We start from the raw sequence: 14,846 nt of genomic DNA on the forward strand, positions 1-14,846 counted from the left end.
ACTGATTTTCTGATTATATTCTCTTATTCTTTAATAGTATATAACTTATCCCAAAATTTCACCTTGATAATAAATTGACTAATACTCAAGATACTGACAGAAATGATAAAGAAAGTCAAATTGATTATCAAAGCTTGTTTTAAATAGAAAGATAGGAAAATCATTAAACCAATTAATGCACTACCAAAAATCATTGCACCCATCATTATTCCCATCATTAACCATTGACTGTTACCTCTGGTGAATAGTTGAGAGATGTCTTGCCAGTGTAAATTCAGATTATCGTAGTCTCTCTTAAACATGAACTGACCTTGAATCCAAGCTTGAATCATATAGCCAAGAGCAAACATTAGAGTAATAAAAATATTCAATTTTAGAACAAATAAGCTTAATATCAAATAGAAAAGAATCGGTACACTTACTTGTGCCAAATATAAGACAGTGAATTTTTGCAGTATAAAATTTTTCATATTAAATGGCAAAGCCTTGATGAAAGTAAAGTTTTCCTTTTCTAATGAAATTCCTACTCCTAAAAAGGTGGCTGGTCCTGTACCCATAACGGCTAGCATAAGACCAGCAATAAAAGCAAGACCAAAATAAGAAGGACTTAAGAAATGGCTGAGATTTGTACCACTACGTAATAAGGGTACGGCCAATGAAACAATAAATATAAAGGGCATAATGTAAGTTTGTGTAATCAGAACTGCATTTTGTATAGAGCCAAGATGATGCCTAATCATCACTTGTTTCAAACTTTCACCTGAATAATTTCTTTTTACAACTTTCTTCTTAGTAGAATCATTTACTTTAGGCGCACTATACAAGGCTTCTTGGAAATAACGTGGCATAATATTTTTCACAATTCCAATAGTCATTATGACGAAAATTAGAAGGGGAAGCCAAAAATTAAGTAAAGCTTGGCTAGAAAATGGTGATGAAATCACATGATAATAGCCTGAGAAAAATGGAATCTGACTTCTATCTAACAACTTATTCTGATTTATTCTATTATTATTTGTGATATTCAAAAAAATAATCAAGCCAATTGATCCTACAGCAGACAATGACATTAGGATAGTCGAAATTAATTTCCGCTTTGAAGATCTAAGGATAATTTTACCAACCCAAGAATTAATGTAGAGAGATAAGACTATTGAACTAATTAGCATAATCAGAAAAACAATCAGTGCTATTGGAATAGCCAAAGCATTTCCTAAAATTTGCCAATAAGCAATTATAAAGAGGGATAAGAGAGGCATTAAAAACATAGAGCCCATCCCGAGTGAAGAAATAGTCTTTGCCATATATATTTCTGATGATTTGATAGGCATGTGCACATACAGTTTCAAATCATTACTCTCATAAAAAATCGTATAGAGAGCTGTAAAGGAGGTAATGGTTGCCATAATGAAAAAGAGGGCAATATAGAAAGAAAAGTATCCAGGATACTTATTAAAATCTATCCCCAGAAACATGAAAATATAAACAAATAAAAACATTAGAACCATCATTGCTTGTTGCTTTAGTGTTTCTTTATAAGCCACATAATGGCGTTGTGGATTTTTTTCTTGTTTCTTTTTAATGGCAGCTATTGTTTGCGGACTGGAATAAAGTAAATTGATTTTAACTAACTCCCAGATTGTAGACCAATTCATAATCAGTCCTCCCCTTTAGCATGACGTCCTGCTAACTCAAGATAAATTGTCTCTAAGTCCTTATCCGGATAGTTTTCTTTTAGTTGATCCATAGTACCTAGGAAAATCATTCTCCCCTGTTTCAAGATAGCTATTCGATCACAAAGTTGCTCTGCCACAGATAAAACATGAGTTGAAAACAGGACTATATTGCCAGAATCAGCATGTTCCCTCATCATCGCCTTTAAATCAAAAGCAGCCTGCGGATCAAGACCAGTCAATGGTTCATCTAAAACCCAAATTGCTGGATTCGAAATTAGTGCTCCGATAACAATTGTCTTTTGTCGCATCCCATGGGAAAAACTATCTATTGTGTTATTAAGTTCCTTTTGCATATCAAATAATTGACTTAATTGGTCAATTCGCATCTCAGTATTCTGTGGGGTAACGCCATAAATTTTAGCTAAGAAATGCCAATATTCACTTGCAGTTAAATTTAAGAAAACATCCGGTGAATCAGGAACATAGCCAATCTGTTTTTTAATAACATCACGATTTTCATTTAGCACTTGTCCATTAACTAAAACTTCACCATAAGATGCTTCAATAATAGAAGTTAGAATACTTAAAGTTGTTGTCTTACCAGCTCCATTATGGCCAATTAAACCAAATATTTCGCCATTATTAATGGTTAAGTTCAAATCACTTAATGCTTCCTTCTGATCATAAATCTTGGATACATGTTTAAATTCAATCATCTTTACTTTTCACTCTCTATATCTTTCTTTTCAATTAAAGATTGTTAATCACTAAACCTACTTAATAGTTTTTTCAATGCTACAAAGGAATCTGGTAATTGCAAATCATTCAAAGCTAAATAATGGTCAACTTGATAATTTAATTGTTGAGCAACTAAAATGGGATTTTTATTTTTAATCAACTCATTAGAGGCTGCAAGTAAGTAACTTGAAAGTTGAGAATTATTTCTAGTATCTGGGTTATTAAATGCTAAAGTAATTTGTTTGTAGATATCCTGTCTTGCTTTTTCCATAACATCTCCATTTTTGTATCTTTAACTTAATACAACTCTATAAACTCATCATATGCTTTTTTCTATCTTTTGTCAATAATTCTTAATAGTTGGAAGCAACCAAAAAAGACTGGTTTTCCAGCCTTTTTATTTATTAATTGCTTGATTATAGAGATTTATACAAGTTAAGAGCATTATCAACAGTGAATCCATATTCTTCAAAGATACGATCTCCTGGCGCTGATGCGCCCCAAGTATCAATTGTTAATAATGTACCTTGTAATCCAACATACTTAGCCCAACCAAAGCTTGATGCAGCTTCAATAGCTAAACGCTTTGTGATATTTGAAGGAAGCACTTCTTCTTTATATTCGGCAGATTGCTCGTCAAAGATATTTTGTGATGGCATTGAGACAACACGAACATAAATATCTTCTTTAGCTAATGCTTCTTGAGTATCAAGAGCTAACTTCACTTCAGAACCAGTCGCAATAATGATACCATCAATTTCGTCTTTAGCTTCTGATAAGATATAAGCACCTTTGTTTAATCCTTCTTCTGCTAATTCTTTTGTCCCTTCCAAAACTGGTAAGTTTTGACGAGTAAGTACTAACATAGTTGGTTTTTCAGTTTCTGCTAAAGCACGTTTCCATGCGGCATTTGTTTCGTTACCATCTGCAGGACGGATAACGTTCAAGTTTGGCATAGAACGCACACTTGCCAATTGTTCGATTGGTTCATGTGTAGGTCCGTCTTCACCAACTGCAATTGAGTCATGCGTCATGACATACATCGTTGGTAAGCTTTGGAGTGCTGCCATACGGACTGCTGGTAAGAGATAGTTTGAAAAGACAAAGAATGTTCCACCGTAAACACGTGTTCCACCATGAAGGGCAATCCCATTCATGGCTGCTGCCATGGCAAATTCACGAACACCAAACCAGATGTTACGTCCTTCAAATTGACCAGGTTGGAAGTCTGTTTCAACTTTAACCATTGTGTTATTTGAAGCAGAAAGGTCAGCTGAACCGCCCCAGAATGATGCGACTTGTTCAGAAATTTGTTGGATAGCTTCTTGGCTTGACACACGACTCGCTTTTGAAGTTCCCATTTCATGCGCAGCTAATTCTACAGAAACCGCTTCTTTAGAAAAGGCTTCTTTGTATGCTTTAGCAAGTTCTGGATATTCAGCTTCATATTTAGTGAATAGTTCATTCCAAGCATTCTCAGCTTTTTCACCACGGATTTGTAAGCCTTCCGCAAAACGTGCTTTAACTTCTTCTGGTACAAAGAAGTCTTCGTAAGTCCATTTATAAGCATTTTTAGTAAATTTAATGCCTTCTGCGCCAAGTGGTGCACCATGGACTGCAGATGTGCCTTGTTTTTCTGAGCCAAAACCAATGATTGTTTTAACTTCAATGATTGTTGGTTTTTCTGTTTCCGCTTTTGCTTCTGTGATGGCTTGCTCGATAGCTTCTAAATCATTACCATCTTTGACAAGGATATGTTGCCATCCGTATGCTTCAAAACGGCCTTTGACATCTTCAGTAAAGGCTTTTGATGTTGGTCCATCTAGTGAAATGTCATTTGAATCATATAACATAACCAATTTACCAAGTTTCAAATGTCCAGCAAGACTTGCTGCTTCTTGGCTGACACCTTCCATAAGGTCACCATCACCATTTAAGGCAAAAGTATAATGATCAACAATATCAAATCCTGGTTTGTTATATTTTGCCGCTAGATGTGCTTCAGCCATTGCCATACCAACTGCGTTAGCAATCCCTTGTCCTAGAGGACCAGTTGTTGCTTCCACGCCATCTGTGTGGTTTACCTCAGGGTGACCTGGTGTTTTAGAGCCCCATTGGCGGAAGCTTTTTAAATCATCAATAGTTAGATTGTAGCCTGCAAGATGCAATAAGCTGTATAGCATTGCTGATCCATGACCAGCAGATAGAATAAAGCGGTCTCTGTTTGTCCAGTTACGACTTGTTTTTGGGTTTACGTTCATAAAATTGTTCCAAAGAACATAGGCCATTGGTGCTGCTCCCATTGGTAATCCGGGGTGGCCTGAGTTTGCTTTTTGAATCGCATCCATTGAAAGTGTGCGGACAGTATTTACTGCCAACTGGTCAACTGCATCGAATGTCATAATCTTAAAAAACCTTTCTGTTTTGCATCAAATAGTTTAATTTCCTTCAACTATTGTATCATATTTCATTTAAGTTTTCGTCATAAATCAGGATTGTGTCCGATATTATTTAGAAATTTAGTAATTTCTTGGTAATAACTTGAAACCTAGCCAATCTGTGACTGCTAGGTTTCTAAGAATTATTTTTTGAAGGATTCCCAGTCTTTCATAAATTGAGCAATACCATTTGTTGTCAAAGGATGTTTGGTCATCTTTTCAAAAATGTTTTCTGGTATAGTGGCAATATGTGCACCTAACTTAGCTACTGACTCAACATGTGCGGCATTTCTAATACTTGCTGCAATAATTTCTGTATCGAAACCATATAGATCAATAATTTCTCTTAATTCTTCAATCAATTGATATGGGTCTGATCCAATATCTTCCAAGCGACCAACAAATGGGCTAATATAGGTCGCACCTGCTTTCATAGCCATTAAACCTTGTGAGACAGTGAAGACTAAAGTAACATTAGTTTTGATTCCTTCTTTAGAAAGAATATTAGTTGCTTTCAAACCTTCTGTTGTCATTGGTATTTTGACAACGACATTTTTATGCCATTTTGCAAGAACACGAGCTTCTTCAACCATTTCCTTTGCTTTTAAACCAGTGACTTCAGCTGAAATTGGGCCATCGACAATCTCACAGATTTCTTTAATAACTGTTTCAAAATCTCTTCCTTCTTTTGAGATGATGGTTGGATTAGTTGTTACACCATCTACAAGACCAAGTTCATTAATAGCTTTGATTGCTTCAACATTTGCTGTATCTAAGAAAAATTTCATCATTTCCTCCAATTTTTGATTATGTACTTTTTCTATTTTTATTATATAACTGTTATCTAATACAGTAAAAGTCCAAGTCTTACACCATTCTGTGTTCAACTTTAGACTTTTTTGTTAAAGATAACTTTCCAGTTCATTTTTTTCTTTTAATTTACTTGCTAAAAATTCCTCCATCTCTTTTAATTCGTGACGTGAAGTATATGACTTCAGGTGAAAATAGGAAGATAATCTACTTGTTTTATGATTCCCATAAGAAATAATACAATCATAGGTGTCCTGCCCATCAACTGAATAAAATTGATAATTAAGATTATTGTCTAAGAACTTTTTTAGTGTCAATTTAATAAGCTCAATTTTAACAGGATTTTTTCCAATATCAAGGCCAATTTTTAATGGTTTTTGATGTTTTTCAATTGAAAAAATTAACAATTCAACTAATTCGAATTCCAATTCATTTAATGTTTCAGTATGTAAGCGAGCGTTATAATCAACCAGACCAAAAAGGTGGGGCATGACTAGATCGATTTTCATTCGATCTTCTTGTGAAAGCAATTGTTTTAAAGACTCACTATTTTTTGAATTCGAAACAATTGTCCCCTTTAAAAAATGAAGGTGAGAAAAAAAATGACTTAAGCCATAGATGACTTCTTCTTTTGTTTTTTCACCAATAATTTTGGCTTTCCTTAATATCCAAAGAGCTTCTGAAATTTTATCTGAAATTGGTCCCCCAAATCCCAAAATGTACTCCATCGAGGGAATGGGTAGGACGGTATGAGTGTGTAAAAATATGATTAAACATTGTGATTCAAAACGATCGAATTCAATTGCAAATCGACTCAGATAACGAATCATTAATCTTTCTAATCGTAAATAAAATACATTTTCTTGAAAATAATTAGCTAAATCAGTTTTTGCAATCCGTTTCTCTTTTTCAAAAAAGAATCGATGACGGGATATGGCTAACCATAAGGTCAAATCTTCTACCTGGGTAGTATCCAGAGGATGACCAGTCAATTTTTCTGCTAGATTCTTCAAATGACTATGATTAATAACATGCATGAAACTTTTTTTCTCAGACTGGCTCAGGCTTATGCTCAGCAATTTATAGAAAAAATAACGCCATTGCAATTCACTACCTTGTTGTTTGCCTTGTGTAATTGAAATATCAAACTCTACCAATAAGGTATTAATCAATGCTAGTTGTCTATTAAAAGTTGCTTCACTAATCATTAGTTCCTGCGAGAGTTTTGTAACATGAAACGTTTCATGACAACAAAAATATCGCAACATCTGATAGGGAATTGAATCTTCTAACAAGATTGAAATAAGGTCCGACCATGTAAAATGATAGTCTTCTTTTAATTTGATGCAATCATCAGTCAGTAATAAACGACAATTAATAGCTTTATTTTCAAAGAGATCATTGATATGCTCAATATACTTCAGAAGTGTCACTCTGGAAAGATTCATTGCGACTAAGCTATCTTTCAGCTGAATAGCTTCTTCTGAATCATATAACAATTTTAGCAGCTGATACTGAGCATTCCTTTCTTTGTTCATTAACTGTTCAATTTTCATTTTAGGCTCCTTTTTTCAAAAAGAGCCAACATTGCTTGATGTAATGTATAAGCTAATGTCGTTTTACCACTTGAATAGATAAAATCCTGAAAAGCTAATTCCACGTCCTTTAATTTGTGCTGTAGAGCTTGGGAAAGTTGATTTGTTAAAAGAAAATGATTTTCTCTTGAAATAATCTGCGCCCCCATAAGGATACCTGACTCTTTTTGTGCTATTAATTTTATCCAAATAGTAGAATTATCTTGATTTTTTATTTCTGTTTTATAAATAAGACTAACTAGATCATGGTATAAACTGCCTTCTTCTTCTGTTAAACCAACACTTGAAACATAATAACCAAAGTAATAGGAGCCCATAACTTTAGTAATCTCAATTTTGGGAATCCTTATACCTGCTAAATGATAAGCTAATTTTTCACCTGTTTTGATTGCTTTGTTAATTAAAGGATTGTAATAAGGCCCATTGATTGTTGTTAAATTTAATGCAATTAAATCACCTATTGCATAAATATCCTTGATTGGGGTTTGAAACTGGTCATTTACTTTTACAGTTCTATCAAAGTGACATAACTGATGTTCTTCCAATAACTCACTATTAGGTCTAAAATTAACGGCCAATATTACCATATCAGATGTAAATTCTTGATAAGTATCCGTAATGACAGTTAAAGAATCATCACTTTTTTGAATTTCATTGACTCTCGCATTCGTTTTAATCTTAACTGAACTTTTTTTTATATTTTCAAGTATGGGTACAATCATCTCTTTATCAAGCTGACTAAAATTAATATCATCAGTTGCTTCAAGGATTGTAACATCTTTACCAGCTAAATCTAAACTATAAGCTAATTCCAAGCCAATTATTCCAGCACCAATAATTGTTATACTTTGCTTTTGTTCAATCAATTCTAAACATTGCTTGGAGTCAGTAAATGACTTGGTCGTCATTACGCCTTCTATGTGGCTTCCTTTTATGTAATTAGATTTGGCAGTTGCTCCCATTGCACAAACTAAAGTTTGGTAAGTTTCCATTTTTTCTTGGCCATCAGGAGTGCGTAATTGGAGATATTTGTTATCTGTATGGATACGGATAACTTCTGCAGTGATTCTAACTATATTGAGCAAAGTTGTTGAACCATCATCCCATGTAGATTCTGACAGATGTTTTATTTTTTGTTGCAATAGCTCATTCAAGCCATTTGGGATGTACTCTGATTGCTCTTCCTTATCAATGATAACAATAAGATAATTTGGCAATAATGTTGCTAGCTTCCTTGCACATGCCATACCGGCAAATGAAGCACCAATGATATGTATTTTTTTCATATATTTATTATATAATTATTTTTCAAAAAGCACTAAAAGCTCAACCAAAGATTGAGCTTAATAGCTTAGTGATTAACTAATCGCTTGAAAGAGTAATACAGCCAAGACTGCTCCGATAACTGGGCCAACAATTGGAACCCAAGAATATGACCAGTCGGAATTTCCTTTATTTTTTATAGGTAAAATAGCATGTACAAGTCGTGGTCCTAAGTCCCTGGCTGGATTAATCGCATAACCTGTCGTTCCACCAAGTGAAACACCAATCCCAACGATTAAAATACCAACACTTAATGTTCCTAATCCTGGAGGCATTTTATATGTACCAATTGATAATATTCCTAACATTAAAACAAATGTTCCAAAAATTTCACTCAATAGATTAGATGTTGTATCTCTTAAAGCGGGTCCTGTTGCAAATGTTCCCAGAATGTCAGCGGCTTCTTCTGTAATCTCATAATGAGGCTTGAATTGTAAATAAACGAATAATTGACCAACAATTGCACCTAAAATTTGAGCAAGTGTATAAACCATCGCTGTTCCCCATGTAATAGTATGATTGAGTGCAAAACCAATACTTACTGCTGGGTTCAAGTGTGCTGGTGCTATTCTTCCTGAAATGAATGCAGCTACTGCAACTGCAATACCCCAGCCAATCGTAATAACAATCCATCCTGAATTATTATTTTTTGTTTTAGGTAAAACAACACCTGCAACAACACCATTACCTAATAAAATAAGCAATGCCGTTCCTAAAAACTCTCCAAATACATCCATTAAATCAATCTCCTATTTTCCTTTTAGTCCTGACAAGTCATTTGCTGACAATGTCTCACGTAATTCTTTTTCTTGCTCTTCTCTTTCTTGTTCAGTCCATTGGTAATGCTTTGCCATTTCATTAATGACTGGCGAAATAACTGCTTCAAGTTTATCACGCATAAATAGAATGTAATTTGTTCTTCTTAGTAAATAATCAGTTGGCGATAAGGCCATTTCGTAATCCATTGCATAGTGGAGTGAAATTGTTTCAGCTAATGATAACCCTTCCGCAGCTTTAATTTTACGTGTTAAAGCGTATACTTTAGGGGCATTTGAGCCGTAAAGATTTGCGATATAACGTGCTTCTTCCATAGTCAAACCGCTTAGAGTTCCTAATTGAGCATACGCTTCTATCTCAGAATCAACATTTGCAGGATTAATCTCACCACCAGAAACAGGATAAGTGGTAGAATTAATTAGTTTAAACTGACGATTATGTTCAGTTTTGAGCACATCTATTATTGTTTTTAGAGCTCCTTCTGCCATTTTACGATAATCAGTTATTTTACCACCGGCTAACGTAAATAGACCATTATCATCACGTTCAAAGCTTGAGCCCCTTGATACAGCTGAAGGATCTAATTCTTTTTCTGATGAGCTCGTTTCAACTGAATGAATGGCTTTTTCGACAGCTTCACGATTTGTTTTGTGCTCAACATACTCTTGAACTTTCTCAATAAGATTATCAAAGCTATCATCAGTTAGTTTGCCACTATTACCACCATTATAATCAGACGCACTATTACCAGATAATAATGGTCGTAAACCAGCCCATGAGCTTTCGATATCGTCAAGTGAAAGCTGAGCTTCAGGGAATCTTCTGTTGACAATTTCAAGCAAGTAGTCAACATCTTCTTGAGTAACAGTTGGATTTTCTAAATCACCTGTATAGTCAGTATCCGTAGTTCCAAAATAGGTTTTTTCTTCTCTTGGAAGAACAAAGACCATACGTCCGTCATTAAGTCCAGTATCAATATAGACAGGTTGTGATACATCTAATTTTTGACGGTCTACAACTAAATGTACTCCTTTTGTAGGACGCATTTGTTGAATTGGATCTTCAGTTCTTGAAAAGTTTCTTACTGTATCACTCCAAGGACCAGTTGTATTTATCACAACTTTCGCATTAATCTGAATTTCTTCTCCAGAAAGTAAGTCCCGAGCAATAATACCAGTAATTTTACCATTATCATTACTAATGAAATCTTCTGCTTTAACATGGCTAGCAATTAAAGCGCCATCACGATTTGCACGTTTAATATTTTCAATGACAAGTCGAGAGTCATTGTTTCTAAAATCAAGGTAAACACCACCACCCAAAAGATTTTCTGATTGTAAATCAGGTTGGCGTTTCAATACTTCCTCTTTAGACAAGACCTTGTTCGCTTGTGGAGTATTGGTCACACCAGCTAACAAATCATATAGGTCCATAGCCACTTTAAGTCGAAACATACTAAATGTACTACCAGGTTCATCATAGACTGGCAATAACATTGGATCTGGTTTAGGAATATGAGGAGCAATCTGTTGAACAACGGCACGTTCTGATACCGTATCAGACACGACTTCAACATCAAATTGCTTGAGGTATCGTAAACCACCATGAACTAATTTAGTAGATCGACTTGAAGTTCCCTCAGCAAAATCTTGCATTTCAATGAGTCCAGTGTCTAAACCGCTTGCTGCAGCTTGTAAAGCCACACCTGCTCCTGTAATCCCCCCTCCAATGATTAGTAAATCTAAGGAGCGTTCTTGCATCTTTTGAAGTGCTAATTGTCTTGTTTCTCGTGAAAATTCCATTCTTTCCTCCTAATTATTCATCCTCGTCTGTAGCAAATAATTGTGTTGCTTTAACTGCTTTCTTCCATCCCTTGTATAACTTTTCTTTTCTTGATTCATTCATACTTGATTTGAAGAGCTTACCAGTCGCATTTAATTCTTTCAGAGAATCTAAATCTTCCCAATAACCTACCGCCAATCCTGCTAGGAAGGCTGCACCGAGAGCTGTTGTTTCTAAATTTTTTGCTCTAGCAATATCGATTCCGAGAATATCAGCTTGGAACTGCATTAGTAAATCATTCATTGCAGCACCCCCATCAACACGAAGTTGAGGAATATCAATTCCAGATTCATCTTGCATAGTATCAATAACATCACGGACTTGATAGGCAATAGATTGCAGTGTTGCCTTGACAAAGTCCTCTTTTGTGGTACCACGTGTCAAGCCAAAGACCGAACCACGTGCATTGGAATCCCAATATGGTGCACCGAGCCCAGTAAATGCTGGAACTACATAAATCTCATCATCACTTTTTGATAATTTGGCTAATTCTTCTGACTCAGGTGAGGTTTCAATCATACGTAATCCATCACGTAACCATTGAATTGCACTTCCCGCAATAAAGATTGAACCTTCCAATGCATAATAAACTTTACCATTAATACCGTAACCAATTGTTGTTAAGAGATTATTTTCAGATAATTGCATCTCTTCACCGGTATTCATAATAATGAAAGAACCAGTTCCGTATGTGTTTTTAACCATCCCTGGTTCAAATGCTAATTGTCCAAATAAAGCAGCTTGCTGATCCCCAGCCATACCCGAAATTGGTATTTCTCCACCATAAAAATGGAAAGGAGCTGTTTTCCCATATATTTCTGAATTTGATTTAACTTCTGGCAACATTGCTTTAGGAATATTTAAAATAGAAAGAATCTCATCATCCCACGATAAATCTTTGATATTATAAAGCATAGTACGAGCTGCATTAGAATAATCTGTTACATGAACCGCACCGTCAGTTAATTTCCAAACCAACCAAGTGTCAATAGTACCAAATAATAGTTCACCTTTTTCAGCACGTTCTTGCGCCCCGGGTACATGGTCTAGAATCCATCTAATCTTTGTTGCTGAAAAGTACGCATCGATGACCAAACCTGTTTTTTCATGAATTAAGTCAATATGACCATCTTGTTTTAATTGATCTGCGATTGGCGCTGTTTGTCGAGATTGCCAAACAATAGCATTGTAAATCGGAAGTCCTGTTGCCTTGTCCCAAACAACTGTTGTTTCACGTTGATTGGTAATTCCGATTGCTTCAATTTGTCCAGGTTTGATACTTGATTCAATAAAAGCACCTGCAATAACAGATTGAACAGAATTCCAAATTTGGTTAGCATTGTGTTCTACCCATCCTGCTTGTGGAAAGATTTGAGGAAACTCTTTTTGGCTACTAGCAATTTTCTCGCCTTTTTTGTTGAAAATAATAGCTCTTGAGCTAGTAGTTCCCTGGTCGATGGCCATAATGTACTTTTCTTCTGTCATGAAATTTAACCTCCAAAGTAAGCGTTTTCTTTTTGATGATTCTATTATAACTGAATTTTATATAAAAGTATTATCAAAATATTAATAAAGATGGAAAATTCGTGATAAAAAGTTCGAAAATGTTATCAGAATGCTCATTTTGTTGAAATTAGCATATCACAATCAAAAGCAATTTCTTTTGATTATATTAATTGTCAAATTAAGTTAGACAATTCCTCTTTGCATATGTGACTCAAGAATACTTCTATTGGTGTTTTATAGTTTAATGATTTTCGAGGGATATTATTTCTTTTCGATGCAATAGATTGGATAAAAGATTCATCAACTTCGTTGAAATCCATTTGCTTTGGTAAACCATCTTTACGTAATAAACCATTAGAGTTTTCATTTAACCCTCTTTGTGATGGTGTACCAGGATCTGCAAAATAGATATCAATATCATTTATATTACTGATTGATTTCCAATTTGAAAATTCCTTTCCACAATCAAAAGTCATTGATTTGAATAGATGCTTAGGTACAGATTGCATCCATTGGTTCAAACGATTTTCAATATCTATAGCTCGTCTGCCTTCTGGCTGAAGAGTGATGATTACTTTAGATAATCGCTCAACGAGGGTAATAACAGCACTTTTGTGCTTTTTACCCACAATAGTATCCCCTTCAAGGTGGCCAAATTCTTGATTGAATTTAGAATAATCATTTCCTCTGTCACGAAGTGATCGACGAAAAGATTGTTTTCCCCGAGTTTCTTTGTGTCCGTTGGCTTTACGTTTTCCTTTCATAGGTAGGTGAGTCACTTCAAATACGCCTTGTTTAAACATACGATAAAGTGTACGCATAGAACAAGAAATAGAAAACTCTGCACGGCCAACAATCACATCAGGTGTCCAACCTTGAACAACCCTCTTTTGAATATATTCTGTTTGTTCATCTGATAAGACAATAGGACGTCTGCCACAGCGAGTTTTATTCTTCTTGTATTGATTGAAATAATCTAGAGCATTGTGCCCTGTTTTGAAAAATTGGTAAACTTTATGAATCGTTTGTCTAGATCTATTCAATAGTACTGCGGTTTTAGCTACAGATTGATGATTATTATAATACGCCTCTATCATTGCAAGTTCATTTGATGTAAGATGGGTATAGGTCATTTGTCTTCACTCCTTATAATTCTTTTGCGGGAACTATCTTGAGTGTAGCACAAATGACTTTTTTATTTGTCTAGCTTAATTTTACAATCGGCGTTATCATATTTGCTAGATATAGTTGTCATTAATAATATTCATTAATCGTCATAATGTTAAACTTCTCTGACTTTTCACAAAACTTAAAATTACCTTGGCTCCAGTCTAGGACAAATTCACCTGATGAAAGTAAATAAGCGAAGACAAGTTACCTTGTCTTCACTTTTTATTTCTGCCTATAAGGATTAATTATTCATTAATAGCTTCTTTTGAATGGTCAATAATCTTGCCTGAATAAATATCAATGCTATAACTGTACTCATCCTTACCATTTTCAAATTCGACTTCATAGACTATTTTATCATCGTCTTTATCTTTTTGACAGTTACATTTTTTGAGTCTACGTCTTTAACTTTAGCCTCATCAAATACAATCTTTTTAGCCTTCTTCTCTGAAATTTCTTTTTGACTGGTTTGCTTAGGCTGTTCATTTCCATTAGCACTTTTTGAATTGGTACTTTGACAAGCACCTATACTTAAGAGTGATAAGGAAGTCATTGCTAGGAGTATATATTTTTTTCTCACCATACGATACCTTCGTTCTCTTATTTATTTCAATATACTAAAATATTAATCATTAATCTAAGAAAAGCATTAGAGATTAGGGGCTATTAAAAATAAAAAACTAGGATTTAACCTAGTTTCTCTAATGTTATGACTCAGGATTATCTAATGAGCGACCATGGAGTCCTTTCTCCCGTTGAACCTGTTTTAATTTTTCAGGAGTTACATCATTGCCTTCTTCATCAACCACTTTGATACCTTCAATGTGGTGACGGACTGAACGACGGTATCCTTCGATATATTCTTGTCTAAGTTCTGCCTGTTCGACTTTTTCTGGACCAGTTAAGCCTTCTATTTTTTTCTTTCTGGCTAACTCATTGATGCGTTCGATTTTTTTAGGATCCATCAACAT

At 34.7% G+C, this 14,846-nt stretch carries 14 protein-coding genes; all 14 read right to left on the bottom strand.

Annotation, left to right across the window (positions count from 1 at the left end):
* Positions 1–23 precede the first annotated feature (23 nt).
* The 14 genes from MKY69_RS08210 to MKY69_RS08270 all read right to left on the bottom strand — a co-directional run bounded on the left by MKY69_RS08210 (position 24) and on the right by MKY69_RS08270 (position 14,840).
* Complete coding sequence (locus tag MKY69_RS08210; RefSeq protein WP_340791396.1) at positions 24–1,655, bottom strand: ABC transporter permease; 1,632 nt, start codon at positions 1,653–1,655, stop codon at positions 24–26.
* Positions 1,656–1,657: 2 nt separating this feature from the next.
* A complete protein-coding gene (locus MKY69_RS08215; protein WP_003106114.1) occupies positions 1,658–2,392 on the bottom strand; it encodes an ABC transporter ATP-binding protein in 735 nt (244 codons plus the stop codon).
* A 44-nt stretch (positions 2,393–2,436) separates the two neighbouring features.
* Positions 2,437–2,685 carry a bacteriocin immunity protein gene (locus MKY69_RS08220; protein ID WP_003105120.1) on the bottom strand — a complete coding sequence of 83 codons (249 nt, stop codon included), beginning with the start codon at positions 2,683–2,685 and terminating at the stop codon, positions 2,437–2,439.
* 145 nt (positions 2,686–2,830) lie between these two features.
* A complete protein-coding gene (tkt, locus tag MKY69_RS08225; RefSeq protein WP_003107519.1) occupies positions 2,831–4,816 on the bottom strand; it encodes a transketolase in 1,986 nt (661 codons plus the stop codon).
* Between the two features lie 179 nt (positions 4,817–4,995).
* A complete protein-coding gene (gene fsa, locus MKY69_RS08230) occupies positions 4,996–5,640 on the bottom strand; it encodes a fructose-6-phosphate aldolase (RefSeq protein ID WP_003103969.1) in 645 nt (214 codons plus the stop codon).
* Between the two features lie 114 nt (positions 5,641–5,754).
* Positions 5,755–7,218: a helix-turn-helix domain-containing protein gene (locus MKY69_RS08235; RefSeq protein WP_099567486.1), complete on the bottom strand. Its 1,464-nt coding sequence runs from the start codon at positions 7,216–7,218 to the stop codon at positions 5,755–5,757.
* A complete protein-coding gene (locus MKY69_RS08240) occupies positions 7,215–8,543 on the bottom strand; it encodes an FAD-dependent oxidoreductase (RefSeq protein ID WP_099567485.1) in 1,329 nt (442 codons plus the stop codon). Before MKY69_RS08240 ends, MKY69_RS08235 begins: the two co-directional genes overlap by 4 nt.
* Positions 8,544–8,615: 72 nt before the next feature.
* Positions 8,616–9,317 (bottom strand): MIP/aquaporin family protein, encoded by a 702-nt coding sequence (locus MKY69_RS08245; RefSeq protein ID WP_003102570.1) that lies wholly within the window; start codon positions 9,315–9,317, stop codon positions 8,616–8,618.
* A gap of 12 nt (positions 9,318–9,329) precedes the next feature.
* Complete coding sequence (gene glpO / locus MKY69_RS08250) at positions 9,330–11,159, bottom strand: type 1 glycerol-3-phosphate oxidase (protein ID WP_003108104.1); 1,830 nt, start codon at positions 11,157–11,159, stop codon at positions 9,330–9,332.
* 13 nt (positions 11,160–11,172) lie between these two features.
* Entirely contained in the window at positions 11,173–12,684 is a 1,512-nt protein-coding gene (gene glpK, locus MKY69_RS08255) for a glycerol kinase GlpK (RefSeq protein WP_003105149.1), read from the bottom strand.
* Between the two features lie 194 nt (positions 12,685–12,878).
* Positions 12,879–13,838, bottom strand: a complete 960-nt coding sequence (locus tag MKY69_RS08260; protein ID WP_002360751.1) for an IS30-like element IS1062 family transposase — start codon at positions 13,836–13,838, stop codon at positions 12,879–12,881.
* Positions 13,839–14,120: 282 nt separating this feature from the next.
* Complete coding sequence (locus MKY69_RS10580) at positions 14,121–14,228, bottom strand: PepSY domain-containing protein (protein WP_080610139.1); 108 nt, start codon at positions 14,226–14,228, stop codon at positions 14,121–14,123.
* On the bottom strand, positions 14,225–14,458 hold the full coding sequence (locus tag MKY69_RS08265) for a hypothetical protein (RefSeq protein ID WP_003108103.1): 234 nt from the start codon (positions 14,456–14,458) through the stop codon (positions 14,225–14,227). Before MKY69_RS08265 ends, MKY69_RS10580 begins: the two co-directional genes overlap by 4 nt.
* A gap of 124 nt (positions 14,459–14,582) precedes the next feature.
* Positions 14,583–14,840 (bottom strand): DUF896 family protein, encoded by a 258-nt coding sequence (locus MKY69_RS08270; protein WP_003107525.1) that lies wholly within the window; start codon positions 14,838–14,840, stop codon positions 14,583–14,585.
* Between the last annotated feature and the right edge of the window lie 6 nt (positions 14,841–14,846).

This window comes from Streptococcus sp. FSL R7-0212, assembly GCF_038007985.1.
Classification (GTDB): Bacteria; Bacillota; Bacilli; order Lactobacillales; family Streptococcaceae; genus Streptococcus; species Streptococcus parauberis.